General features: G+C 53.7%; 21 protein-coding genes. 10 read left to right on the top strand and 11 right to left on the bottom strand.

Going from position 1 to position 24,057, the window contains the following annotated elements:
• Positions 1 to 5: 5 nt before the first annotated feature.
• Positions 6 to 3,122: a multidrug efflux RND transporter permease subunit gene (locus IM304_RS01970; protein WP_193356143.1), complete on the bottom strand. Its 3,117-nt coding sequence runs from the start codon at positions 3,120 to 3,122 to the stop codon at positions 6 to 8.
• Between the two features lie 45 nt (positions 3,123 to 3,167).
• Positions 3,168 to 4,073 carry an ABC transporter six-transmembrane domain-containing protein gene (locus IM304_RS01965; RefSeq protein ID WP_193356142.1) on the bottom strand — a complete coding sequence of 302 codons (906 nt, stop codon included), beginning with the start codon at positions 4,071 to 4,073 and terminating at the stop codon, positions 3,168 to 3,170.
• Positions 4,074 to 4,980: 907 nt separating this feature from the next.
• Here IM304_RS01965 and IM304_RS01960 point away from each other — a divergent pair.
• Positions 4,981 to 5,685, top strand: a complete 705-nt coding sequence (locus tag IM304_RS01960) for a response regulator (RefSeq protein ID WP_193356141.1) — start codon at positions 4,981 to 4,983, stop codon at positions 5,683 to 5,685.
• Entirely contained in the window at positions 5,682 to 6,743 is a 1,062-nt protein-coding gene (locus IM304_RS01955; protein ID WP_193356140.1) for an ATP-binding protein, read from the top strand. Before IM304_RS01960 ends, IM304_RS01955 begins: the two co-directional genes overlap by 4 nt.
• A gap of 18 nt (positions 6,744 to 6,761) precedes the next feature.
• Here IM304_RS01955 and IM304_RS01950 read toward each other — a convergent pair whose 3' ends face one another.
• The 7 genes from IM304_RS01950 to IM304_RS01920 all read right to left on the bottom strand — a co-directional run bounded on the left by IM304_RS01950 (position 6,762) and on the right by IM304_RS01920 (position 13,342).
• Positions 6,762 to 7,676, bottom strand: coding sequence for an ATP-grasp fold amidoligase family protein (locus IM304_RS01950; protein ID WP_193356139.1), 915 nt, complete (start codon positions 7,674 to 7,676; stop codon positions 6,762 to 6,764).
• A 220-nt stretch (positions 7,677 to 7,896) separates the two neighbouring features.
• A complete protein-coding gene (locus IM304_RS01945; protein ID WP_176610453.1) occupies positions 7,897 to 8,214 on the bottom strand; it encodes a YebG family protein in 318 nt (105 codons plus the stop codon).
• A gap of 108 nt (positions 8,215 to 8,322) precedes the next feature.
• Complete coding sequence (gene dmsD / locus IM304_RS01940) at positions 8,323 to 8,937, bottom strand: Tat proofreading chaperone DmsD (protein ID WP_193356138.1); 615 nt, start codon at positions 8,935 to 8,937, stop codon at positions 8,323 to 8,325.
• Between the two features lie 44 nt (positions 8,938 to 8,981).
• Positions 8,982 to 9,836, bottom strand: a complete 855-nt coding sequence (locus IM304_RS01935; protein WP_193356137.1) for a dimethyl sulfoxide reductase anchor subunit family protein — start codon at positions 9,834 to 9,836, stop codon at positions 8,982 to 8,984.
• Between the two features lies 1 nt (position 9,837).
• On the bottom strand, positions 9,838 to 10,455 hold the full coding sequence (locus IM304_RS01930) for a DMSO/selenate family reductase complex B subunit (protein WP_148421066.1): 618 nt from the start codon (positions 10,453 to 10,455) through the stop codon (positions 9,838 to 9,840).
• A 10-nt stretch (positions 10,456 to 10,465) separates the two neighbouring features.
• Positions 10,466 to 12,904, bottom strand: coding sequence for a selenate/tellurate reductase subunit YnfE (gene ynfE / locus IM304_RS01925; RefSeq protein ID WP_193356136.1), 2,439 nt, complete (start codon positions 12,902 to 12,904; stop codon positions 10,466 to 10,468).
• A gap of 132 nt (positions 12,905 to 13,036) precedes the next feature.
• On the bottom strand, positions 13,037 to 13,342 hold the full coding sequence (locus tag IM304_RS01920) for a DUF1161 domain-containing protein (RefSeq protein WP_148421070.1): 306 nt from the start codon (positions 13,340 to 13,342) through the stop codon (positions 13,037 to 13,039).
• Positions 13,343 to 13,447: 105 nt separating this feature from the next.
• Between IM304_RS01920 and IM304_RS01915 the strand changes: the two genes are divergently transcribed.
• Entirely contained in the window at positions 13,448 to 14,158 is a 711-nt protein-coding gene (locus tag IM304_RS01915) for a YnfC family lipoprotein (protein WP_148421072.1), read from the top strand.
• Between the two features lie 17 nt (positions 14,159 to 14,175).
• Here IM304_RS01915 and speG read toward each other — a convergent pair whose 3' ends face one another.
• Together speG and IM304_RS01905 are read right to left on the bottom strand one after the other, a co-directional pair.
• Positions 14,176 to 14,736: a spermidine N1-acetyltransferase gene (speG, locus tag IM304_RS01910; protein ID WP_148421074.1), complete on the bottom strand. Its 561-nt coding sequence runs from the start codon at positions 14,734 to 14,736 to the stop codon at positions 14,176 to 14,178.
• Entirely contained in the window at positions 14,736 to 15,074 is a 339-nt protein-coding gene (locus IM304_RS01905; protein WP_148421076.1) for a DUF1283 family protein, read from the bottom strand. The genes speG and IM304_RS01905 overlap by 1 nt, the downstream gene beginning before the upstream one ends.
• Before the next feature lie 149 nt (positions 15,075 to 15,223).
• Between IM304_RS01905 and IM304_RS01900 the strand changes: the two genes are divergently transcribed.
• The 7 genes from IM304_RS01900 (at position 15,224) to IM304_RS01870 (ending at position 24,027) form a co-directional block, all read left to right on the top strand.
• Positions 15,224 to 15,550 carry a YnfA family protein gene (locus IM304_RS01900; RefSeq protein ID WP_193356135.1) on the top strand — a complete coding sequence of 109 codons (327 nt, stop codon included), beginning with the start codon at positions 15,224 to 15,226 and terminating at the stop codon, positions 15,548 to 15,550.
• A 112-nt stretch (positions 15,551 to 15,662) separates the two neighbouring features.
• A complete protein-coding gene (rspA, locus tag IM304_RS01895) occupies positions 15,663 to 16,877 on the top strand; it encodes a starvation-sensing protein RspA (RefSeq protein WP_148421080.1) in 1,215 nt (404 codons plus the stop codon).
• Positions 16,878 to 16,891: 14 nt separating this feature from the next.
• Positions 16,892 to 17,911, top strand: coding sequence for a Zn-dependent oxidoreductase (locus tag IM304_RS01890; protein ID WP_193356134.1), 1,020 nt, complete (start codon positions 16,892 to 16,894; stop codon positions 17,909 to 17,911).
• 73 nt (positions 17,912 to 17,984) lie between these two features.
• On the top strand, positions 17,985 to 19,370 hold the full coding sequence (locus tag IM304_RS01885; RefSeq protein ID WP_148421084.1) for an MFS transporter: 1,386 nt from the start codon (positions 17,985 to 17,987) through the stop codon (positions 19,368 to 19,370).
• Entirely contained in the window at positions 19,367 to 20,773 is a 1,407-nt protein-coding gene (gene uxaC, locus IM304_RS01880; protein ID WP_193356133.1) for a glucuronate isomerase, read from the top strand. The genes IM304_RS01885 and uxaC overlap by 4 nt, the downstream gene beginning before the upstream one ends.
• Before the next feature lie 27 nt (positions 20,774 to 20,800).
• A complete protein-coding gene (locus tag IM304_RS01875) occupies positions 20,801 to 22,339 on the top strand; it encodes an MFS transporter (RefSeq protein WP_193356132.1) in 1,539 nt (512 codons plus the stop codon).
• 224 nt (positions 22,340 to 22,563) lie between these two features.
• On the top strand, positions 22,564 to 24,027 hold the full coding sequence (locus IM304_RS01870; protein ID WP_193356131.1) for a mannitol dehydrogenase family protein: 1,464 nt from the start codon (positions 22,564 to 22,566) through the stop codon (positions 24,025 to 24,027).
• Positions 24,028 to 24,057: the final 30 nt, after the last annotated feature.

Below are 24,057 nucleotides of genomic sequence, written 5' to 3'. Positions count from 1 at the left end.
CGATCTCAGACGTCCTGGCGTTTTACTAACCTGCCTTTTCGCACTTCAGTCAACCGCGTAATCACGACGAAGAATACCGGGACGAAGAAAATGGCCAGTAGCGTGCCGCTGAGCATTCCGCCGAAAACGCCCGTTCCGATAGCATGCTGGGTGCTGTCGCTGGGGCCTCTGGCAAGCATCAGCGGAACCACGCCTAAGGTAAACGCCAGAGAGGTCATCAGTATTGGCCGCAAGCGCTGCTTCGCTGCGGTCACTGTCGCATCAACCAGGTTATGCCCTTCGTTCACCAGCTGCCTCGCAAATTCAATGATAAGAATCGCATTCTTGGCGGAGAGTCCGATCAGGGTTATCAGGCCGACCTTAAAGAAGACATCGTTGGCGCTATTCGCAATGGAGACGGCCAGCACGGCGCCGACCAGCCCTGGCGGAACAGCAAGCATTACCGCGAACGGAACAGACCAGCTTTCGTAAAGTGCCGCCAGCACCATAAATACCACCAGTATCGACAGGGCAATCAGCGCCGGGAACTGGGCAGCGGACTCCTTTTCCTGTAAGGAGCTGCCTGCCCATTCACCTGCAAAGCCCGCAGGTAAGCGCCGCGCCAGGCTGTCCATCACGTCCATTGCGGTACCCGTCGATTTTCCCTGAGCCGCACTTCCGGTTATGCGCAGGGCAGGAAATCCCTGATAGCGGTTCAGCTGCTGCGGGGCGACATTCCAGGAAAGCGTCACAAAAGTCGATAAGGGAACCATTTTCCCGAGACGATTCCTGACAGACAGGGCCAGCAATTGTTCTGGCTGCATCCGGTAGGGGGCATCCGCCTGAACGATAACCTGCTGAACCCTGCCGTTGTTGGTAAAATCATTGACATAATTCGAGCCTGTCGCCACGGAAATAGTTTGATTGATTTCATCAAACGACACGCCCATGGCTTCTGCCTTCTCCCTGTCGATATCAAGCGCGAGGCTGGTTCCCTCACTAAGCCCATCGATATAAACATCGGCCAGCTGTTCATGCTGATTCGCCTGCATAACAAGTTCGTCTGCCGCGGCTTTCAGCGCCGGATAACCTTTACCGCCCCTGTCCTGTAAATAATAGGTGAAGCCGGATGAGGTACCCATATCCGAAATTGCCGGAGGCAGCAGGCTCATGGTCACCGCGTCAGGCACGTTCGCCATTCTGGTCTGAATGGCGTCAGCTTCGCTCTGCGCCGTGGCTCCCTGGCGTTGCTTCCAGTCTTTAAGCGTGGTGAATGCCATGGCCGAGTTCTGACCCGAGCCAGAAAAACCAAATCCGAGGATCATAATGTTACTTTGTATCGCCTGACGCCGAGCGATTTCCTCTTCAAATTTATCAACGACCTTTAGCGTTCGCTGCATGGTGGCATCAGAGGGGAGCTGGATTGACGACATAAAATACCCCTGGTCTTCGTCTGGCAAAAATGAAGAAGGCAAAGAAGACAGGCCCGCATACAGTGCTAAACATAACGCTGCGTAAATCAACATCATGCGGCCGGTACGCTTGAGCACAAATCCCAGACCGGAAAGGTAAAATGCGGTTAGCCTGTGAAAGCGCGCGTTGAACCATACTGAAAATGCTCTGCTTATACCGTGATGATTGCTATGAGGCTTGAGCTGGGTCGCACAAAGCGCAGGGGTTAACGTCAGCGCCAGGAATGCTGAAAGTAAAATAGAGATCGCCATCGAAATACAAAACTGTCGATAAATGATACCAACGGATCCGCTGGCGAAAGCCATAGGTATAAATACCGCGGTAAGCACCAGCGTAATGCCGATAATGGCCGGAGTAATTTCACTCATCGCTTCTCGCGTCGCTTCCTGAGGAGACATATTTTTTTCTTCCATCAGGCGCTCAACGTTTTCTACCACAACAATTGCATCGTCAACGATAATTCCGATGGCCAGCACCATACCAAACATGGTCAAAATATTGATGGAATAACCACTGAATAGCATAACGGTAAAGGTCCCGAGCAGGGCCACCGGCGCCACAATCGCGGGAATAAGCGTGCAGCGAATCTTGTGCAGAAAAAGCAGCATCACAAAAAACACCAGCACCATCGCTTCGATAAATGTCTCAACCACTTTCAGGATAGAAAGCTTAACAAACGGAGACGTATCGAAAGGTACGGTAAACGCCATGCCCTCTGGAAGCACATCGGATAGCTCCGCCAGCCGCGCGCGGATGCCGGCGGCAGTACTCATCGCATTTGCGCCGGGAGAAAGCTGTATAGCGGCAGACGTTGCTGGCACGCCATTTTCGCGTATCCCAAATGCATAGCTTTGCAATCCGATCTCCACGCGGGCAACGTCTGCCAGCCTCAGGCGAGCACCGGAGGTCTCTGATTTGATCGTGATGTTACGAAACGACTCTACCGAAGAGAGTTGCCCTTTTACCGTTATAGGATAACTCACCCCCTGTCCGCTGGTTGCAGGTTCATCTCCCGTTCTGCCCGGAGAAACAATCACGTTTTGATGGCTGATAGCGTTTAATACGTCGGTGACCGACAGCGCATACGCGTGTAATTTCATCGGATCCAGCCATATGCGGAGCGCCTTTTCCCCTCCAAAAAGCTGGACTTTACCTACACCGGGTACGCGTCGGAGTTCGTCCGTGACGTTTCTGGCAAAATAATCGCTCAGGTCAGCTTCCTGATATTCTCCTTTTTTTGATTTCAATCCTACCATCATTAAAAAACCGGAGTTGGCTGCCTCAACGCTTATGCCATTTTGCCTCACCGGTTGCGGCAGGCGCGGCTCCACAATCTTAATTTGGTTTTGCAGATCCATTTGAGCAATTTTAATATCGGTCCCTGGCTTAAACGTTACCGTAATCGTTGCCATCCCCGTGTTGTCAGTGGAGGACTCGAAATAGAGCAAATCGTCAACGCCAGAAATTTCACGCTCAATCAACGATACTACGGACGTGTTCATCACATCCGGGCTAACGCCAGGATAACTGACTGAAATAATAATGCCCGGCGGCGCAACGGCAGGATATTGCGCAACGGGAAGGCGAGGAATAGACAATATTCCTGTAAGAACAATAAACAGCGCGACAACCCAAGCAAAAATGGGCCGTTCAATAAAAAAATGTGACATTACAGATTTATCCAGTCAGCGTATAAGAGTTTATCGTCAAGTTGTTTATTTTGATAAGGGTGTTTCATCGTCCGTAGAAACCCGCTTACCGATATCCCTGAGCTGGGAGAATTTCTCGAGGAGATGGGGCGCATCATCCAGGCTTGTAGCAAACATCCACATATAAGTCATTACGGAATAAATATAACCAGCGCTGATCCCGGACTGCAGACTCATTCTGATAATCGTCACCGAAAAGAGGATAAATACCAGAATGCCGATGGAAAAATATCCCCACGCCTCTCTGTCGGACAAGACCATGCGCAGGCGGGCAAGCGTGTCATAATGTCTGCTCAGGGATCCAAACGATGCCCTGCTAACGTAATCCACCTCTTTTTCAAGGCGATTATTAAGCCGACGGTATAACGTCTCGTTTTTAAAGGCATAGCCCGGAACGAAGGCCATCAGTATTGCCACGATGATGAAACAGATCGCACCTGCCCAAAAATCAATCCATAACAGCATCGCTGCCGCGCCGAAAAGCGAAACAATCGAGGTGATAAATACGGGCAAATGCAGCTCGAAGAAATCCACAAATTCTCGCGATAGCGTGACTCTCGCGGCGATAGTCGAGTGACTAAGCGAGTATTTCCGTTGAGCGATAACAACCGTCACCGCAAGGCTTGCGTAGATACGTGCAAAGGTTCGCGTATCGACGCTGCGTCGTGCGGCGCCGATGCACCACATGAACAGCACCATCAGGCCATAAATGGCCGCACGGGAGGTTTGACCCGCCAGTATCGCATTTATCGCCACGCCCGCCAGAACGGGATACAGCAGGAAAGCAACGTTTTCAGCAATAACGAGCAGGAAAGTAATACACAACTTTTTTTTGTGGCGGAAGGCGAGTCTCTTAAGTGAAAGCGCAACTCCAGAGGCCGCAGGCACGTTTGTTTTGTCTTTACAGATCATCTTGTATATATATTTTGCATCGAAGCGGCGAGAGCATTCTGCCGCTGGTTAATGACGTTCGCTCAGGTAAGTATCGGTTGGTATGCGCTGAGTATATCTTCATCATGTCACCCGCAAGTGGAGGTTTTATGGAGGCTATGTGTAGCCAACGCTTAGGTACTTTTCATAATGGCAGGGCGTGTAATCAAATCATTCGTAAACATAAGTACATGGGCAAGCCGCAAAAAAACAGCAGTAAAAAACACTCGTAATAAAAAACCAAATCGCTAACGTCTGGCATGATTTTTAAAAGTAAATGCAGGGCAGTAATGATTTGCAGGAATGTTAATATTGTTCCCGATGTAATGATAAAGAAGGTTTTCAGTACTCCCGGTCTTTTCTGTATGATGAAAAACAACACGGCTATAGCTATTGATATTCGGATCGGTGATGAAAAAGGTAAGGTTGACTCTCCTTTTTCATTGAAATAATGCATAAGACAAAGCCAGGCGTATAGTAAGCCCCATGAAACTAATGCGTATAAAAACGAGGCCACGACGTTTTCATGTCGTAAATTAAATTTAGCCATTATGATAGTTTTCCTTACGCAGCAGCGGCTGTCTTGCTATGGCGCTTTATCCTGCGAGGGCAGAAGAAAGTCGCTGGAGTCCCGAACGCTTATTACCTGTACGATCATTATTACGTGACAATGTTGCTTTGTTATTTTTGAATTGTGTAGCCAGTATGGAGAACGCAAAAACCTTTTTAAAGCCTCAGGCATAATTTCATGAACTTCTCCCTGGTTTTCCTGTCAGACAGCACTGCTGTAAGAGATGTTGATAATAATGCAGCGAATAATTTTTAACCATGTTGTTAAAAGACCTTTCAGGATAAAATCCTCGCTGTCATCAGTACTGTGGAAGAAAATATGAACAACAACATTCTGATTATCGTCGCCGAAGACGATGATGACATCGCTGCCATACTGACGGGCTATTTGCATAAGGCAGGAATGAAAACCCTAAGAGCTGAAGATGGTGAGCAGGCGATCAATCTTACCCGTATACATAAACCGGATCTCCTGCTGCTGGACATTCACCTGCCCGTATACGATGGCTGGAATGTACTGACCACCCTGAGAAAAGAAACCAGCGTACCCGTCATCATGGTTACCGCACTGGATCAGGACGTTGATAAGCTTATGGGGCTGCGGCTTGGGGCTGACGACTATGTCATAAAGCCTTTTAATCCCTCAGAGGTTATTGCCAGAGTGGAAGCGGTACTTCGCAGAACCAGAACGAGAGTTGAGGCTCCGCATTCACGGCCTGTAAGAACGCCGTATCTGACAATTTTTCCCGATGAATTTTATATTGAAATTACTATCGAGGGTGAGGTTCACGCGCCGGTACTCACGACCACTGAATTTAAGCTTCTGACCTATTTAGCCAGAAACCCAAGAAAGGTATGTTCACGTGAAGAGTTACTCGACGCGTGTTTGCCTGAAGGGGACACGCTGGACCGCACGGTAGACAGTCATATGAGCAAACTGAGGAAAAAGCTTGAACAAGCCGGGCTTAAGGGGATGCCTGAAAGCATCAGAGGATTAGGCTACCGGCTGGGTGAAAAAAAATGAACAAAGAAACGTTTCTGAGCCGTCAAATATTGACGCATATGCTGTCGTTAACGTTCATCATTATCGCCATTGCCGTGCTGGGATCCTATTTATTCTACAGCTTCCTGATCGACTTTCTGCCGGGCGGGACGAATGCGGGTAATGAAGAAAATATGACCTTCCTCGACTGGATGTGGATCCTGATCGCTTCACTTACCAGTCTGGTCGTTTCACTCTTCTTCACCGTCAAACTGTCTGCGAGGATCTTAAAACCGCTGAACGACGTGGCGTTCAGCCTGAAGCAGATCGCGCAGGGAAATCTTAGCGCCAGAGCGTGTGGCGGCAGCTCCCAGCTGGGTGAGATGAATAATCTCGTTAATGACTTTAATGAGATGGCGGAAAAATTACAAACGCTGGATACGCAGCGGAATTTATGGAATGCGGCAATCGCCCATGAGCTTCGCACGCCGGTGACTATTTTGCGGGGAAGGCTTCAGGGACTGGTTGACGGCGTTTTCGAACCAGACCCGGCGCTATTAAAAAACCTCCTGAAACAAACGGAAGGATTGACCAGCTTAATTGAGGATCTTCGCGTAGTGAGCTCCTCAGGTGGGGCAGGTTATTCCCTGATGCTCAGCGAGGTCGATCTTGCGGCAACGATTTCAAATGCGATCGAAACCTTTTTGCCTGATTTTAAAGCTAAACAATTTGTAATCATTCCTGAGCTTAAATATCAGCGAAGCGTTTGCGACCCTTTACGTATTATTCAGTGCCTGACGGTGCTGTTCGACAACGCCTTAAAATATTCAACGTCACAGACCCTCTTAATCAAGAATGGCGTTATGGGAAACGATAACTATATCCTCGTTCAGGATAAAGGCCCTGGAATTCCGGAAGCATTGCAGAAGTCTTTATTCCAGCCTTTTCAGCGAGGGGAAGAGGCCAGAAAGGTCAATCCTGATGGGTGCGGTTTAGGGCTGTCGGTAGTTAAGGCCATTATGCACGCGCACGGAGGAAGCGTTAGCTATAGCTTAACGCGAGAAAACGGCTCGCTGTTCAAACTATCGTGGCCAGTATAAAAACCTGACTGCACAGGCTCAATTGAGCCTGTTGTCAGCCAGGGTATGGTTCCACAAACTGCCAAGTTTAGCATCCCACTCCGCTGGGGTTATCTTCAGCTTCCCTCTTTTTGGGCTCAGGGTTATTTCACTGAAATACAGGTCCGGCCCTTTTAGCATGAGGTCGATGCGGCAATAGCTGATGTCTTTCGACAATTCCTGGGCAGCAATGACCGATTTAGCAAATGATTCAGGCTCATCAACCGGTTGTGGCGTGTTGGGATATTCCATTTGAAAGGGCTGCAAAGTCCATGAACTGTCATAGACATTAATGAATCCTTGTCCCTTGTCATCTGTAAAGTCAGCTTCGATGAAGCAGGCTTTACCATGAAAACAGTGTACTCTTAACATCTCTGGCGTAACGCTCCTGTCCTTATCTGCAAATAAATCAAGGTAAGGTTCGCAAATAATGACGGGCTTAATATCCTTATATTGCCATTCTCTGGTTGTATAATACATGTTTCTTTTTAGCGAAAGCTTCAGCCTGGTCAGTGCTTTCCTGGGTTCAAAATACGCTTTATCTTTGCAGACGATAGCGCTTCCACTGTCGTGATTGCATTTCAATACGAACCGATCAGGTAGTGTTTCGACGTCAATATCTTCCACTCTGTTATAAACGCCGGCCAGCGGAATAAGCTTAACTAAAGACGTGCTTTTTGCCACGTACTCTCTTACGGCAAGCTTATCAGCTAACATTGTGTAAAATGGATTATGTTCAAATAAGATGCGGTGGCAAATTTTCTCATTAAGCGTTGACGGGTTGCGTAAATCCGCGCTAACACCCGTCACTCTTTTAAGTCTGGCCAGATGGAAAGCCATATCATTAGTTAAGAGCGTTTTATACTTTCTTAAAAAATATTCCAGGTACCTAAGGTGGTATTTTATTTTATTCATTTCGCCTCCATATCAGAATGTGCATTCTGTCAGAGGATCATTGATTTAATTTTCGCAAATGATGGAGGCTATATGGACAGATATACGCTTTTAATGCAGGGGCTTTGAGAACCTTCGCCCCTCGCAGGGTGCGAACGGCCAGGAATGTCCAGGCTAATAAAAACGCCGCGAGCTGTTTCCAGCCTGCGGCGTAAGGATCGGTGATGAAGCGTTCTGACGATCAGGCAGCCTTAACGGCTCTGATTTTCTTACCGCCATCCGCCTCTGCGTCTGTCTTATCGGCAACAGGGGCGGCATTAAGATCGGGAAGCCTGCTGGTACGCAGAATATGCTGCACGGCCTCTTTCTGCTCGGCGAGATAGAGCCCAAGGTTTTCCGCCTGCGTTTCATCCATCTGCATTCCGCTTTGCAGCAGCCAGTCGGTGAACGCTTCTGCCATGTCGAGCAGTTTGTCGTGAGCGTCAGCCTCTTTCTTACTGGCAAAAGTCATTTTCTCTTCACCTTTTCTTACGACAACGAATTTTGTTTCAACAGCCATTTTGCGCCTCCGGTACTGTAATTATATACAGTATAACAGGTCCGGATCCGCGTTGCAGCAAAAATGTACATAGATGGCTTGCCCAAAGGATGCGCAAGCCAGAAGCGTCTACCGGTACAGCGTTTTTTCGGCAACGGGGATGAGCAGGGTGGATTGCCAGTCTGCCAGCGTCAGCTGAGCCAGTTTACCCAGCGCGACGTAGAAAGGATGCGCCGCGTTTTCAACAAACACGGAGAGAAAACGCGTGCTCCACGGCAGCAGATGCCAGGCCAGAAGCTGGTCGCGCTCTGCGTCGCGTCCGTTTTCGGCGAGCCACGCCGCCAGCATCAGCAGCGTGCCGATGTGATCTTCCGGCTCATTCTGCTGCATCTCAAAAGCGATATTGTTTTCACGCATCCACTGGCGCAGCGCAAGGGTCGAATCGCCAAACAGCACGGACTCGCGATCCAGCCAGACGGAGCCCCACGGTGGAGCGGGTAAGGCATACGGGCCAATAAACAGACGCTGCCAGGCGTCCTTCAACGCTTCATCTGTTTGAGCCTTAAACGTATCGGCGACGGGCAGCAGGCTTTCTTGCGCCAGCGGCCACTCCTGAACCCAGTCACCTGCGGTAAGGGCGCTCACCAGCGGCGCGGTCTGTTCGCTGTCCGGGGCAAAATAAAATAGCGCACCCAGTACCCGGGCGCTGTACGCGAACGATTCGCGATGTGAGAGGTCATTCATTACAACATTCCTTACTTGCGCGCGGGCTGCCCCGCGCGCCTGTGTTAACCGGCAATCGCCAGTCCAGCGGTCATATGCAGACCATAGAATAGCCCACGGCCAATAAGTTCACCCAGCACCACCAGCACGAAGCCGGCGAACAGGCCGAGCGTTTTTGGTTCCTGGCGACGAATAAGAGGGCAGATCCAGCAGCCTAAACCCGCCGCCAGCAGCGCGATGCGCCATACCTGAAGCGAGCCATAATCAGGCAGCAGAGCGCTGGCCTGCTGGATGGCGCTGTGGATCGTTGCCAGCGCGTTGCTTTGCAGCACGATCGCACCCACGCTGACCAGCAGCGCCAGCGCGCTGACGGAGGCGGCAAAAGTCCCTCTGAACGCGACGTTTGCGGCGCGAAGCAGCAGCGCGGCCAGCAGCGGACCAGCAAGAGCCAGCGTCAGGAAGAAGGCCAGCGTGGTATAGCCCGTGTACCAGGTCGGAACGGTATCAATCTGATAGACCCGGGTCATCGCCCAGACAAAGACGAGCCCCAGTATCTGACTGACGGCCAGCCACACTTTCCCTAAAGCAGGGGGCATTTTACCGATAACCGACACCAGCCACCAGAATCCGCCCACGGCAAAGAAGATCGAACCTGCCGCGATTTCATTACTCAGGGCAGAAGATCCGACCCGGTTAAGCGAGTTAAAGGCGCGCAGCGGTGAGCCAAGGTGCAGTACCGAGGCCATAAACCCAATCCCCATCACGACCCAGAGAAAAAACATGCTGCGCACGATACGTTTTTTAGCCGCATCGTCTTCTGCCCTGAGCCAGGCGAAACCCATCACGATTAACGCCCCGGCCACGCACTGCCCAAAGACCGTGAAGATTACCAGCGGCCATTCATGCCATCCACTTCCCATCTCACACCTCCTTCGGGTTTGCCAGGTAGCCGGTGGTGTCACCCGTCGGACGGCTGTTGGCGTTAGGTTTGATCGCAATGCTCGGCTTCGTAAAGTGCGCAGACGGCAGCGGCGCAACGGCGGCAAGCTGGCCGTGCTTTTTGCGTAGCTCCTCAATCGGGCCGAAGTCCAGCGCGCGCAGCGGGCAGGACTCGACGCAGATCGGCTTTTTGCCGTCCGCCACGCGGCTGTGGCAGCCGTCGCACTTGGTCATGTGGCCTTTGGCGGCGTTGTACTGCGGCGCGCCGTACGGGCAGGCCATGTGGCAGTAGCGGCAGCCAATGCAGACATCCTCGTCCACCACCACAAACCCGTCGTCGCGCTTGTGCATCGCACCGCTCGGGCAGACCTTGGTGCAGGCCGGATCTTCGCAGTGGTTGCAGGCAATCGACAGATAGTAGGCAAAGACGTTCTGATGCCAGACGCCGTTATCCTCCTGCCAGTCGCCGCCCGCGTATTCGTAAATACGGCGGAAGCTGACGTCCGGGGTTAAGTCTTTGTAGTCCTTACAGGCCAGCTCGCAGGTTTTGCACCCGGTGCACCGGCTGGAATCAATAAAAAATCCGTACTGGGTTGTCATCGGTTACTCCTCAGGCCTTCTCGATCTGCACCAGGTTAGTGTGCTGCGGGTTTCCTTTCGCCAGCGGTGACGGGCGGTGCGTGGTCAGCGTATTGATACAGGAACCGTGATCGACCCGATCCCCGTTCATGCTGGCGTCGTGCCAGGCGCCCTGGCCCATTGCGCTCACGCCGGGCATGATGCGCGGCGTGACTTTCGCGGCAATGCGCACTTCACCGCGGTCGTTAAACACGCGCACCATATCCCCGTTTTTAATGCCGCGTTTATCGGCATCCACGGGGTTTAGCCATACCTCCTGGCGACAGGCGGCCTGAAGCACATCCACGTTGCCGTAGCTGGAGTGGGTACGGGCTTTGAAGTGAAAACCGAACAGCTGCAGCGGGAATTTGCTGCGCTCGGGCGCATCCCAGCCTTCGAAGGTGGGGGTATAAACCGGCAGCGGGGTGATGGTTTCGTCTTTTTGCAGCTCCCAGGTTGCAGCGATATCCGCCAGCCTGCTGGAGTAGATCTCGATTTTTCCCGACGGCGTTTTCAGCGGGTTGGCGTGCGGATCGTCGCGGAATTTTTTATAGGCCACAAAGTGTCCATTCGGATCTTTGCGCTTATAGATGCCCATTTTTTTGAGCTCATCGTAGGAGGGCAGCTGAGGATCTTTAGCGACCATTTTGGCGTACAGATATTGCAGCCACTGTTCCTGCGTACGACCCTCGGTGAATTTCTGATAAATATCCGGCCCAAGGCGCTTCGCCACCTCGCTCATGATCCAGTAGATTGGCCTGCGCTCAAACTTCGGCGCGGTAACCGGCTGGAGGAAAATCAGGTAGCCCATGTTCCCGGCGTAATCGTTAGGAATGATATCTTCCTGTTCGACGGTCATCAGGTCCGGCAGGATGATATCCGCATACTTCGCCGATGAGGTCATGAAGTTATCGATAACGACGATCGTTTCGCACTTGCTCTCATCCTGCAAAATGTCGTGGGTTTTGTTGATGTCAGAGTGCTGGTTGATGATGGTGTTACCGGCGTAGTTCCAGATGAACTTGATCGGCACATCGAGCTTCTCTTTACCGCGCACCCCGTCGCGCAGGGCGGTCATCTCCGGGCCACGGGCGATGGCGTCCGTCCAGCAGAAGCAGGAGATTTGCGTTTTCACCGGGTTTTCCGGCAGCGGCATACGCTCAATGGTGATGGTGTAGGTCGATTCGCGCGCGCCGCTGTTGCCGCCGTTAATGCCAACGTTGCCGGTCAGGATCGGCAGCATGGCGATGGCGCGGGAGGTTTGCTCGCCGTTCGCCTGGCGCTGCGGCCCCCAGCCCTGACAAATATAGGCCGGCTTTGCAGAGCCGATTTCGCGGGCAAGCTTGATAATCCGATCGGCAGGAATGCCGGTAATCCGCGACGCCCACTCCGGGGTTTTCGCCGTCCGATCGTCACCCTGGCCGAGGATATAGGCCTTGTAATGGCCGTTGGCGGGCGCGCCTTCCGGCAGCGTTTTTTCGTCATAGCCAACGCAGTAGTTATCGAGGAAGGGCTGGTCGACGAGATTTTCATCAATCAATACCCACGCAATACCCGCCACCAGCGCCGCATCGGTGCCCGGACGGATCGGGATCCACTCATCCTCGCGCCCTGCGGCGGTGTCGGTGTAGCGCGGATCGATAACGATCATGCGCGCGTTGGAGCGTTCGCGAGCCTGCTCGAGGTAGTAGGTGATCCCGCCGCCGCTCATGCGCGTTTCCGCCGGGTTATTGCCGAACATCACCACCAGCTTGCTGTTTTCGATATCCGAGGTGCTGTTGCCGTCGTTGCTGCCGTAGGTGTAGGGCATTGCGCAGGAGATTTGTGCGGTGCTGTAGGTGCCGTAGTGGCTGAGGAAGCCGCCGTAGCAGTTCATCAGGCGCGCGACCAGCGAGGCGTAAGGGGAGGAGCGGGTAATATTGCCGCCAACGATTCCGGAGGAGTAGTTAATATAGACCGCTTCATTACCGTATTTTTCGACCACGCTTTTCAGGTTCGCGGCGATGGTGTCCAGCGCCTCTTCCCAGGTGATACGCTCGAACTTGCCTTCACCGCGTTTTCCCACGCGTTTCATCGGGTAGTTCAGACGGTCAGGATGGTTAATGCGGCGGCGAATGGATCGGCCTCGCAGACAGGCGCGAACCTGGTGGTTGCCGTAGATATCCTCACCGGTGTTATCCGTTTCGACCCAGTAAACTTCGTCATCGCGGACGTGCAGACGCAGCGCGCAGCGGCTGCCGCAGTTCACCGAGCAGGCACCCCACACAACTTTATCTTCCGCGGGCTGGATGGCGGCCTGCACCGCAGCGGCGGCGCTTTTCAGACCAAAAGGTAACGCGATCCCACCGGCGGCAAGCGCCAGGGATCCTATGGCGGTAGATTTAACCAGAGCTCGGCGGCTGATCCCGCCGTGATGTTCAACTTCGGACATGACTCACCCCATCATTGTTAGTATTTATTTTCACCCGTGATTACAACCGGGCTAATGATGGGGGGAGTGTTACTTATTTGGAGGTATTAAATATTAATCCTCGTCAAATCAGGGGGATTGAGTGCAGAAAAATCATTGCGGCTCAGCGGGCGCACTGTCCTGCGTACCCGCGCCGCTTACCGGGTAGTTACCGCTGCTGGTACGGGTGTACAAAATTTTGAAGGTATCGTTGGCGCAATGCCCAACGACCTGCGCATCCGGCTGGTCGGCCTGATCGTTGGGGACGATATTCAGCGTAAATCCAGACTCCGGCACGCCGTTGTTGATAATCTTCTGCTGAATGTCGCTTTTCACGCGCTCGCAGGAATCCGGGGCGGCGAGGATCGCAGGCGAAGCACTCATTAACAGCAGGGCGGTAATCCAGGGTAACTGTTTCATCTGTTGCTCCTTTTCAGTGTGTATGAGTTAATTTTAGCAGGAACCGTGTAAATAACTGTATTTGCTAATATGATTGAGAATATTGTCTTTTGACAGGTAAATGATGTGAAGAATTACGCAGCGATAACGTTACTGGCAACGGTACTGGTGGGATGCGACAACAACAGCGCGCCGCTGTCCTTTACGCCGGAGATGGCGAGCTTTTCGAACGAGTTTGATTTCGATCCTCTGCGCGGCCCGGTGAAGGATTTCACCCAGACGCTCTTCAACGAAAAGGGTGAGGTCTCTAAACGCGTGACCGGTACGATGTCGACAGAAGGTTGTTTCGATACGCTTGAGCTGCACGACCTGGAGGCCAATACGGGCGTTGCGCTGGTGCTGGACGCTAACTTCTACCTCGACGCAGAGACCCAGCAGCAGAAGGTTAAATTGCAGGGTAAATGCCAGCTGGCGGAGCTGCCCTCTGCCGGCGTGAAGTGGGACACCGACGATAACGGGTTTGTGGTTGCCGCGCACAGCAAAGAGATGGAGGTGAAGTACCGGTATGACGCCGACGGCTATCCGCTGGGTAAAACCACCGTGTCCGGTGACCAAAAGCTGGCAGTTCAGTCGACGCCGTCAAACGATCTGCGCAAGCGCCTGGATTACACGGCGGTAAGCCTGTTGAACGATAAGCCAATGGGCAGCGTGAAGCAGACCTGCGACTACGATCGCCACGATAACCCGGTGAGCTGCGAGCTGGCGATCGTCGATGACAGCGTCAAACCTGCCGTTGAACGCAAGTACACCATCAAAAACAGTATTGAATATTACTAAAATGAAAACCGCGCAGGTTACTGCGCGGTAGGTTTAAGCAGGCTGGCGGCGGAAGATTTGTGCCCGGCCAGATGCTGATGCTGGAAAATACACATGCGGATGGTGTTACGGTACTCGCCGTTGATAAAGAACTCATGAATCAACTCGCCCTCCACCATAAAGCCCAGCTTACGGTAGATATGGATCGCTTTTTCGTTCTCTTTATCGACGATGAGATAAAGCTTATAGAGATTCAGAACGTTAAATCCGTAATCCATCGCCAGCTTTGCCGCCCGCGACGCAAGGCCTTTCCCCTGATGTTCCGGTGAGATAATGATCTGAAACTCGGCCCGGCGGTGAACGTGGTTGATCTCAACCAGTTCAACCAGCCCGGCCTTCTCGCCTTCGCACTCCACCACAAACCGGCGCTCGCTCTGGTCATGGATGTGCTTATCGTAAAGATCCGACAGCTCAACAAACGCCTCGTAAGGCTCTTCAAACCAGTAGCGCATCACGCTGGCGTTGTTGTCGAGCTGATGGACAAAGCGTAAATCTTCGCGCTCCAGCGGGCGGAGCTTAACGTCACACAGGTTCGTCATTACGGTGCAACCGTGCGGCCAGTGCGACGATCCAGACAGCGCAGGGTGTTAGGTTCCCAGTAAGCGTTGACGTTGGCACTTTGCTGACACTTATCGCGCGCATCAAACGCGACGTCTTCTTTATCCCACTCTTTTTCCGCGCGCTTGTTCACTTTCTGACGCAGGCTGCGGGTGTCATTCCATTGTTCTTTGTCCATGGCGGCGTTCTGACGGCTTTGCGCGCTGTCACCAGACTCAATGATGAGCTTGCTGGTTTCGGCAGTCGCCGTTGCGGCAAAGGTGAACGATGACAGCGCCAGTACGGCTGTCAGACAAAGGCGTTTGCTTAATGTAGTCATAGCGTTTCCTTTAAACGGGTGCAGATAATCGGATTCCCCGCTGGATTCTACACCAATCCAGAAGGGTGTCATACCCGCGCCGCAGGTATGGGAACGTTGAGACCATTATCGCGTATCATGCCTAAATCAATCCTCACGAAATGAAAAAAATGTTGAAAACGACGCTGCTTTTTTTCGCGACCGCGCTGTGCGAAATCATCGGATGCTTTTTGCCGTGGCTTTGGCTAAAGCGGAGCGCACCTGCGCTGCTGCTGATTCCGGCTGGCGTGGCGCTGGCCCTTTTTGTCTGGCTTCTCACCCTGCATCCGGCCGCCAGCGGGCGGGTTTATGCCGCCTACGGCGGGGTTTACGTCTGTACCGCGCTGCTGTGGCTGCGCGTTGTCGATGGCGTCAGGCTCAGCGTATATGACTGGGCCGGAGCAGCAGTTGCCCTGTGCGGCATGCTGATCATCGTCGCTGGCTGGGGGCGCGCCTAGGCGCCCCCCATAATGTGATCGCCCGCCGATTTTACGATCATTATACTTGTATGGTAGTAGTGTAGTTGCGTAAATTTCCTGCATCACAACGAGCGATGTAAGGAAATGGATTATGAAGATTGTCGGGGCTGAAGTATTTGTAACCTGCCCGGGGCGTAACTTTGTCACCCTTAAAATCACCACCGACGACGGTATTGTCGGCCTGGGGGATGCCACGCTGAACGGACGTGAACTCTCCGTTGCCTCCTATCTGAAAGACCACCTGTGCCCTCAGCTGATAGGCCGCGATGCGCATCGCATCGAAGATATCTGGCAGTTCTTCTACAAAGGGGCTTACTGGCGCCGTGGCCCGGTCACCATGTCGGCAATCTCCGCCGTGGATATGGCCCTTTGGGACATCAAGGCGAAAGCCGCTAACATGCCGCTGTATCAGCTGTTAGGCGGGGCATCCCGTGAAGGTGTGATGGTCTACTGTCATACCACCGGCCATACCATCGACGACGTGCTGGAAGACTATGCCCGCCATAAGGAGATGGGCTTCAGGGCGATCCGCGTACAGTGCGGCGTGCCGGGAATGAAAACCACCTACGGCATGTCCAAGGGGAAAGGGCTGGCATATGAGCCAGCGACCAAAGGGGACTGGCCGGAAGAACAGCTGTGGTCCACTGAAAAATACCTCGACTTCACACCAAAACTGTTCGACGCGGTACGCAGCAAATTTGGTTTTAACGAACATCTGCTGCACGACATGCACCACCGCCTCACGCCAATTGAAGCCGCGCGCTTCGGTAAGAGCATCGAAGAGTACCGCATGTTCTGGATGGAAGATCCTACCCCCGCAGAAAACCAGGCGTGCTTCCGCCTGATCCGCCAGCACACCGTCACCCCGATTGCCGTAGGCGAGGTGTTTAACAGCATCTGGGACTGCAAGCAGCTGATTGAAGAGCAGCTCATTGACTACATCCGCACCACTATTACCCATGCGGGCGGCATCACCGGGATGCGACGAATTGCGGACTTTGCCTCGCTCTACCAGGTGCGCACCGGCTCACACGGTCCTTCGGATCTGTCGCCAGTCTGCCATGCGGCGGCGCTGCATTTCGACCTGTGGGTGCCTAACTTTGGCGTGCAAGAGTACATGGGCTACTCGGAGCAGATGCTGGAAGTCTTCCCGCACAGCTGGCGTTTCGATAACGGCTATATGCATCCGGGCGATAAGCCAGGGCTGGGCATTGAGTTTGACGAAAAGCTGGCGGCGAAATATCCGTACGATCCGGCCTATCTGCCGGTGGCCCGTCTGGAAGATGGCACCCTCTGGAACTGGTAAACGAGGAGCGAATAATGAAAAGCGTAGTCATCCAACAGCCAAATTCGCTGGTGATTGAAGAACGTTCCCTCCCGCTACCGGGCGCTGATGAAGTCCGCGTCAAAATTAAGCTCGCCGGGATCTGTGGTTCAGACAGCCATATCTATCGGGGGCATAACCCGTTTGCGAAATACCCGCGCGTGATTGGTCACGAGTTCTTTGGCGTGATAGACGCCGTAGGCGAGGGCGTGGAGAACAGCCGTCTGGGCCAGCGCGTTTCCGTTGATCCGGTGATCAGCTGCGGGCACTGCTACCCCTGTTCTGTGGGTAAACCGAACGTTTGCACCTCGCTGGTGGTGCTTGGCGTCCACCGCGACGGTGGCTTCAGCGAATACGCCGTCGTACCGGCTAAAAATGCGTGGCGCATTCCGGATGCGATATCTGACAAACATGCCGTTATGGTGGAGCCGTTCACCATTGCCGCCAACGTGACGGGGCAGGCAAAACCAACCGAACAGGACGTGGCTCTGATCTACGGCGCAGGTCCGATGGGGCTCGTCACCGTGCAGGCGCTGAAGGGCGTTTATAAGGTGAAGCAGGTCATCGTGGTCGATCGTATTGACGAGCGGCTGGCGATGGCGCAGCGCAGCGGTGCGGACTGGGTAATCAACAACGGCGAGCAGGCGTTACCGGCCGCGCTGGACGAAAAAGGTATCAAGCCGACGTTAATCATTGATGCCGCCTGTCATCCGACGATTTTGCAGGAGGCGATCGCGCTGGCTTCTCCGGCCGCGCGCATCGTGCTGATGGGCTTCTCCAGCGACCCGAGCCAGATCGTGCAGCAGGGGATCACCGGCAAAGAGCTGTCGATTTTCTCTTCGCGCCTGAACGCCAACAAGTTCCCGGTCGTCATTGACTGGCTGGAAAAGGGGCTGATCGACCCTGAAAAACTGGTCACCCATACCTTTGACTATCACCACGTTACGGACGCAATCGAGCTGTTTGAAAAAGACCAGCGGCGGTGCTGCAAGGTCTTGCTCACGTTCGACCAATAACAATTCATGCGGTTAAGAGCCTGCGAAGACAGGCTCTAAGTGGTACGCATCTTACCTTTCAGAGATAGCCATTATGACTCATGTACAACCTCAAAGAACGACGTCGGATCTGGTGAAAGCCGCCGTATCCGGCTGGCTGGGCACCGCCCTGGAGTTTATGGATTTTCAGCTCTACTCCCTTGGCGCCGCGCTGGTATTCCATGAAATTTTCTTCCCTGAACAGTCCGCCGCCATGGCGCTGATCCTGGCGATGGGCACCTATGGCGCTGGCTATATCGCGCGCATCGTCGGAGCGTTTATCTTCGGCAGAATGGGGGACAGGATTGGCCGTAAAAAGGTGCTGTTTATCACCATCACCATGATGGGGATCTGCACCACCCTGATTGGCGTATTGCCGACCTACGCGCAGATCGGGATTTTTGCGCCGGTGCTGCTGGTGACGCTGCGTATTATTCAGGGGCTGGGCGCGGGGGCGGAAATCTCCGGCGCGGGTACCATGCTGGCGGAGTACGCGCCGAAGGGTAAACGCGGCATCATCTCCTCGCTGGTGGCAATGGGCACCAACTGCGGGACGCTGAGCGCCACGGCTATCTGGGCCGTGATGTTCTTTGCCCTCGACCGCGAAGCGCTCGTCGCCTGGGGCTGGCGCGTGCCGTTCCTCGCCAGCGTGGTGGTGATGATTTTCGCCATCTGGCTGCGTATGAATCTGAAAGAGAGCCCGGTGTTTGAGAAGGTTAACGACGCCGAAACCGTTGCGCCGGTCGCCGTGCAGGATACCTCATTAGGCGCGATGTTTAAGAGCAAATCCTTCTGGCTGGCGACGGGGCTGCGCTTTGGTCAGGCGGGGAACTCAGGTCTGATCCAGACCTTCCTGGCCGGGTATCTGGTGCAGACGCTGTTATTTGATAAGGCGATCCCAACCGATGCGCTGATGATCAGCTCGATTCTCGGCTTCCTCTCCATCCCGCTGCTGGGCTGGCTGTCCGATAAGGTGGGGCGTCGCCTGCCTTATATCATCCTTAACATTTCAGCCATCATTCTGGCTTACCCGATGCTGTCGATTATCGTCGACAAGAGCTACGCGCCGGGCGTGATCATGCTCTCTATCATCGTTATCCATAACTTCGCGGTGCTCGGGCTGTTTGCGCTGGAAAACATCACCATGGCGGAGATGTTTGGCTCGCGAAACCGCTTTACCCGCATGGCGATTTCGAAAGAGGCGGGCGGCCTGGTAGCCGTAGGCTTTGGTCCGGTGCTGGCGGGGATCTTCTGCAACATGACCGGGTCCTGGTGGCCGATCGTTGTCATGCTGGTGGCGTACTCGCTGATTGGGTTAATTTCTGCGTTGATGATGCCCGAAGTTCGCGACCGCGATTTAAGCCTGGCGGAAGACGCGGCTGACCCCCTGCGTCAGAACGCTGCCGCCGCGGAGCAGCAGAAATATGGAGCCCTGTCATGAGCTTCATTAACGATAACTTTATGATTGGCAATGCCAGAGGCGTCGAGCTCTATCGTGACGTCGCAAAAGCGCTGCCCATTATTGACTATCACTGCCACCTGGACGCGAAAGATATCTTCGAAAATAAAAACCTCGAGAATATTACCGAACTCTGGCTGGCTGGCGATCACTATAAATGGCGCGCCATGCGCGCCAACGGTATTGACGAAAAATACATTACGGGCAATGCCCCGGCGGAGGAGAAATTTGCGGCGTGGGCCGAAACGGTCGAAGCGAGCTATGGCAATCCGCTTTATCACTGGACGCATTTAGAGCTTCACCACTATTTTTCCTGTGACGAACCGCTGGGTAGCCATAACTGGCGTGAAATAATGGAACACTGTAATCGGCTATTACAACAGCCTGATTTTACGCCGCGGGAACTTATTAAGCGCTCAAGGGTAGAGGTTATTTGCACCACGGACGCGCCGCTTGATGATTTACGTTACCATCAGCTGTTGCGTGATGACGCGACGTTCCGCGTGAAGGTATTACCGACCTTCCGCCCGGACGATGTTTTTTCACCAGACGCACGGCAGTTTGCTGCCTTTGTCGATCGGTTAGGAGAGAAGACCGGGGCGGCAATTCAGACCTTCGACGATTTTGCCAGAGGGATGAGCCAGCGTATTGCCTGGTTCCACGACATGGGGTGCCGAATTTCCGATCATGGCCCCGTGGAGATCCCTTTTCAGGCAGCGGATGAAGGCCAGGTTGAATCCGTATTTGCCCGAAAACGCCGGGGCGAAAATCTGGACGCCCGTGATAACGCGATTCTCGACAGCGCCATTTTTATTATGCTGGCGCGTTATTACAGGCAGCACGGCTGGGCAATGCAGATACACTTCGGTGCGATTCGCAACAATAATTCCCGCATGTACCGTACCCTTGGCAGTAACACCGGTTTTGACTCGCTGACCGACCAGTCGAATCTTGCGGCCAACCTCAACCAGCTTCTGGATGCCATGGCGCAGGCTGAGGCCTTGCCCAAAACCATCCTGTATAACCTCAACGCCAGCTATAACGATATTGTAGCGACGACTATCGCCAACTTTCAGTCTGCGGAGTTGGGCGTTAAATCCCCGATACAGTTTGGCTCCGGGTGGTGGTTTAACGACACCCGACGCGGAATGGAAAACCAGCTGAACAGCCTTGCGGATCAGGGGCTGCTAATGAATTTTGTCGGTATGCTGACCGATTCGCGCAGCCTGGTTTCGTATACCCGCCACGATTATTTCCGCCGCATTTTGTGCAATCTCATCGGTGGCTGGGTGGAGCGCGGGGAGGTTCCGGATAATGACGCCATCCTCACGAAGATGGTTAAAAATATTTGCCACGATAATGCTGAAAACTATTTCAGATTTTAAATTCTACTCACTGAGTGGGGATGAAACATGTCTCGGACTGCAAAAAAAATTACCATTCCGGTTAGTATCGGCTACGGACTAACGGATATTATGGGCGGCGGTGCATTTACCGTTATCGGCGCCTGGCTATTATTTTTCTATACAACGTTTGTCGGGCTATCTCCGGTTGAAGCGGCGTCTATTGTCGCCATCGCGCGTATTGTCGATGCTGTTGTAAGTTTGTTTATGGGGAGCTTCACGGACCATTTTTACAAAAACTATTTTGGTAAAAAATTTGGCCGTCGGCGCTTCTTTTTGCTTATCGGCGCACCGCTAATGCTGGTCTACGCGCTGCTGTGGCTTGACGGCATGACATACGGCTTTTATCTCGCGGTCTATCTGGCGTTTGAAATTATTGCCGCAATGGTGCTGATCCCCTGGGAAACGTTACCATCAGAAATGACGAAAGACTTTAACCAGCGGACCAAGCTTTCTACCTGCCGCATGTTTCTTTCGGCATCGGGGACGTTTCTGGCGACATTTATTCCCGGATTGCTGATTGGCTATTTCGGGGAAAACAGCGCCCATGCCTATCTCATTAACGGCGTTATTTTTGCCGTCCTGTTCATGGTGTGCGTATTTATCTCGTGGAAAGTGACCTGGGAGCGCGAGCTGACGCCGGAAATGCTCGCCGGGCTTGAAAAAAGCAGGCACCCGCAAACGGCACTGGAGAAGCTGGTCGCCTTTGGCCGACTTTTTAAGGAGTATGGTTCAACCCTGAAAATCCGGGCCTTCAGAAAACATCTCGCCATCTATCTGCTGTCGTTTACCGGCAAAGACGTTTACAACACCGTGTTTGTCTTTTTCTGCGTCTACTGTCTGCATGTCTCATCCTCGCTGGCCGGCACGCTGCTGTCGATGAGCATCGTAGGGCTGCCCGTCACGTTAATCGCAGGCGTAGGGATCATCAAATATGGGCCATCGAAGCTGTACGTATTTGCCTATTCACTGATGTTGCTTTGTCTGGGTGGCTTCTTTGCCGTGTACCAGATCCCCGCGCTGAATACCGTCGCGACGCTGGTCATTCTGGCCGGAGTGTATCAGGTGGGGCGCTGCGTGCTTGAATTTACGCCGTGGAACGTGTTTCCGTTCATTCCGGATATCGATGAGATGGTGAGCCGTCAGCGTCGTGAGGGGCTGTTTGCCGCGGTAATGACCTTCTCCCGGAAAACCACGGTCGCCATCGCCACCTTTATTGTGGGCCTTCTGCTACAAAGCGGCGGCTTTGTTAAAGGGAGCCAGACGCAGCCAGCGGAAGCCATCCATACCATCGCAATGCTTATGTTCATCGGTACCGCTGGCCTGCTTATTCTGGCCCTGTGGCAGGCCCTGACGTTCAACCTGAACAAGCGTACGCACAAAATCTTTGTGGATGAGCTCGATCGTCTGAAGGCAAACGGGTCTCCTCAGCGCGTGTCCGCCGAGGCTCGCCGGGTCGTGGAAGATTTAACAGGTTATCCCTACGACAGGTTGTGGCGCGAACCGACGGTGCGGCCTGGCGAGGAGCCGGTGCGCACCTCGGTATGATTTTGGTTTATATCTTTTGCCAGATGTCACACAACTTGATTTTTATATCACACCAGTTAGCCGAAAGTTAATGTAAATCAATGTTCACGGCAGCGTAACCAGTATGGTGATCGGCAAGACACAGTAATGACGCTGCCATTCTAGTTGGTGTAGTCAACAGGCGCTGTCGCTCTAACGGAGAGCGGCAGCGGTTCTCAGCTTCCTTTATCAAACGAGTCACAATCATGGAAAACCGGTTATTACAGGCTAAAGCCACGCTTCCTCAGTACAATCGCGACGCGCTTAAGGCCCGCATTGTTCACCTTGGATTCGGCGCGTTTCATCGCGCGCATCAGGCGGTGTATGCCGATATTCTTGCCGCCGATCGCGGCAGCGACTGGGGTTATTGTGAAATTAACCTGATTGGCGGCGAACAGCAGATAGCCGATCTTAAGGCGCAGGATAACCTCTATACCGTGGCAGAAATGTCTGCCGATGCGTGGACGGCGCGCGTGGTTGGCGTCGTCAAAAGCGCGCTGCATGCGCAGGTCGACGGGCTGGAAGCCGTGCTGGCGGCGCTGTGCGAGCCGCAGGTTGCCATCGTTTCACTGACCATCACCGAGAAAGGGTATTGCCACTCCCCGGCAACCGGAAAACTGATGCTCGATCATCCGTTAATCGTTGCAGACCTGCAAAACCCGCAGCAGCCCAAATCTGCACCTGGCGTCGTGGTTGAAGCGCTGGCGCGTCGTAAGGCGGCGGGATTACCGGCATTCAGCGTGATGTCGTGCGATAACATGCCGGAGAACGGCCACGTGATGCGCAATGTTACCTGCGCCTACGCGCGCGCTGTCGATGGCGAGCTGGCAGACTGGATTGAAGCTAACGTCACCTTCCCGTCAACCATGGTGGATCGCATCGTGCCCGCCGTCACGGCCGATACGCTGGATAAAATCGAGCAGCTGACCGGCGTACGCGACCCGGCAGGCGTGGCCTGCGAGCCGTTCCGCCAGTGGGTCATTGAAGATAATTTCGTTGCCGGACGTCCGCAGTGGGAAGAGGCGGGGGCGGAGCTGGTTTCTGACGTTATTCCGTTTGAAGAGATGAAGCTGCGTATGCTAAACGGCAGCCACTCGTTCCTGGCGTATCTCGGGTATCTGGCGGGCTATCAGCACATTAACGACTGTATGGAAGACGAAAACTACCGCGCCGCCGCCCGCGCGCTGATGCTAAACGAGCAGGCCCCGACGCTGAAGGTGAAGGGCGTTGATTTAGCTCACTATGCCGACCTGCTTATCGCGCGCTACAGCAATCCGGCGCTGCGTCACCGCACCTGGCAAATCGCCATGGACGGCAGCCAGAAACTGCCGCAGCGCATGCTGGATCCCGTGCGCTGGCACCTGGTTCACCAGACGTCTTTCCCGCTGCTGGCGCTGGGCGTGGCGGGCTGGATGCGTTATGTCGGCGGGGTGGATGAGCAGGGTAACGCCATTGAGGTGAGCGACCCGCAGCTGGCGGCGATTCAGGCGGCGGTAAACGGTAGCGCCGAGGGCGAAAGCCGCGTCAACGCGCTGTTGGGCATTGAGTCTGTTTTTGGCAACGAACTGCCGCAGGACGCGGTTTTTGTGGGGGCTGTTATGCAGGCCTATCAAACGTTACTGCAAAAAGGGGCGAAAGCCACCGTTGCTGAGTATGCCGCCCAGCTGTAATGCTATGACATGCCGCCGTTCGCGGCGGCA

The organism is Enterobacter cloacae complex sp. P40C2 (genome assembly GCF_014930695.1).
Taxonomy (GTDB): domain Bacteria; phylum Pseudomonadota; class Gammaproteobacteria; order Enterobacterales; family Enterobacteriaceae; genus Enterobacter; species Enterobacter pasteurii.
The sequence above is the reverse complement of the archived record's forward strand: the minus strand, read 5'-3'. Positions and strand labels throughout refer to the sequence as shown.

Bases quoted from the DNA above. Each gene is read 5' to 3' on its own strand.
- IM304_RS01970 (WP_193356143.1), bottom strand. From the start codon at position 3,122: ATGTCACATTTTTTTATTGAACGGCCCATTTTTGCTTGGGTTGTCGCG.
- IM304_RS01965 (WP_193356142.1), bottom strand. From the start codon at position 4,073: ATGATCTGTAAAGACAAAACAAACGTGCCTGCGGCCTCTGGAGTTGCG.
- IM304_RS01960 (WP_193356141.1), top strand. From the start codon at position 4,981: ATGAACAACAACATTCTGATTATCGTCGCCGAAGACGATGATGACATC.
- IM304_RS01955 (WP_193356140.1), top strand. From the start codon at position 5,682: ATGAACAAAGAAACGTTTCTGAGCCGTCAAATATTGACGCATATGCTG.
- IM304_RS01950 (WP_193356139.1), bottom strand. From the start codon at position 7,676: ATGAATAAAATAAAATACCACCTTAGGTACCTGGAATATTTTTTAAGA.
- IM304_RS01945 (WP_176610453.1), bottom strand. From the start codon at position 8,214: ATGGCTGTTGAAACAAAATTCGTTGTCGTAAGAAAAGGTGAAGAGAAA.
- dmsD (WP_193356138.1), bottom strand. From the start codon at position 8,937: ATGAATGACCTCTCACATCGCGAATCGTTCGCGTACAGCGCCCGGGTA.
- IM304_RS01935 (WP_193356137.1), bottom strand. From the start codon at position 9,836: ATGGGAAGTGGATGGCATGAATGGCCGCTGGTAATCTTCACGGTCTTT.
- IM304_RS01930 (WP_148421066.1), bottom strand. From the start codon at position 10,455: ATGACAACCCAGTACGGATTTTTTATTGATTCCAGCCGGTGCACCGGG.
- ynfE (WP_193356136.1), bottom strand. From the start codon at position 12,904: ATGTCCGAAGTTGAACATCACGGCGGGATCAGCCGCCGAGCTCTGGTT.
- IM304_RS01920 (WP_148421070.1), bottom strand. From the start codon at position 13,342: ATGAAACAGTTACCCTGGATTACCGCCCTGCTGTTAATGAGTGCTTCG.
- speG (WP_148421074.1), bottom strand. From the start codon at position 14,736: ATGACGAACCTGTGTGACGTTAAGCTCCGCCCGCTGGAGCGCGAAGAT.
- IM304_RS01905 (WP_148421076.1), bottom strand. From the start codon at position 15,074: ATGACTACATTAAGCAAACGCCTTTGTCTGACAGCCGTACTGGCGCTG.
- IM304_RS01900 (WP_193356135.1), top strand. From the start codon at position 15,224: ATGTTGAAAACGACGCTGCTTTTTTTCGCGACCGCGCTGTGCGAAATC.
- rspA (WP_148421080.1), top strand. From the start codon at position 15,663: ATGAAGATTGTCGGGGCTGAAGTATTTGTAACCTGCCCGGGGCGTAAC.
- IM304_RS01890 (WP_193356134.1), top strand. From the start codon at position 16,892: ATGAAAAGCGTAGTCATCCAACAGCCAAATTCGCTGGTGATTGAAGAA.
- IM304_RS01885 (WP_148421084.1), top strand. From the start codon at position 17,985: ATGACTCATGTACAACCTCAAAGAACGACGTCGGATCTGGTGAAAGCC.
- uxaC (WP_193356133.1), top strand. From the start codon at position 19,367: ATGAGCTTCATTAACGATAACTTTATGATTGGCAATGCCAGAGGCGTC.
- IM304_RS01875 (WP_193356132.1), top strand. From the start codon at position 20,801: ATGTCTCGGACTGCAAAAAAAATTACCATTCCGGTTAGTATCGGCTAC.
- IM304_RS01870 (WP_193356131.1), top strand. From the start codon at position 22,564: ATGGAAAACCGGTTATTACAGGCTAAAGCCACGCTTCCTCAGTACAAT.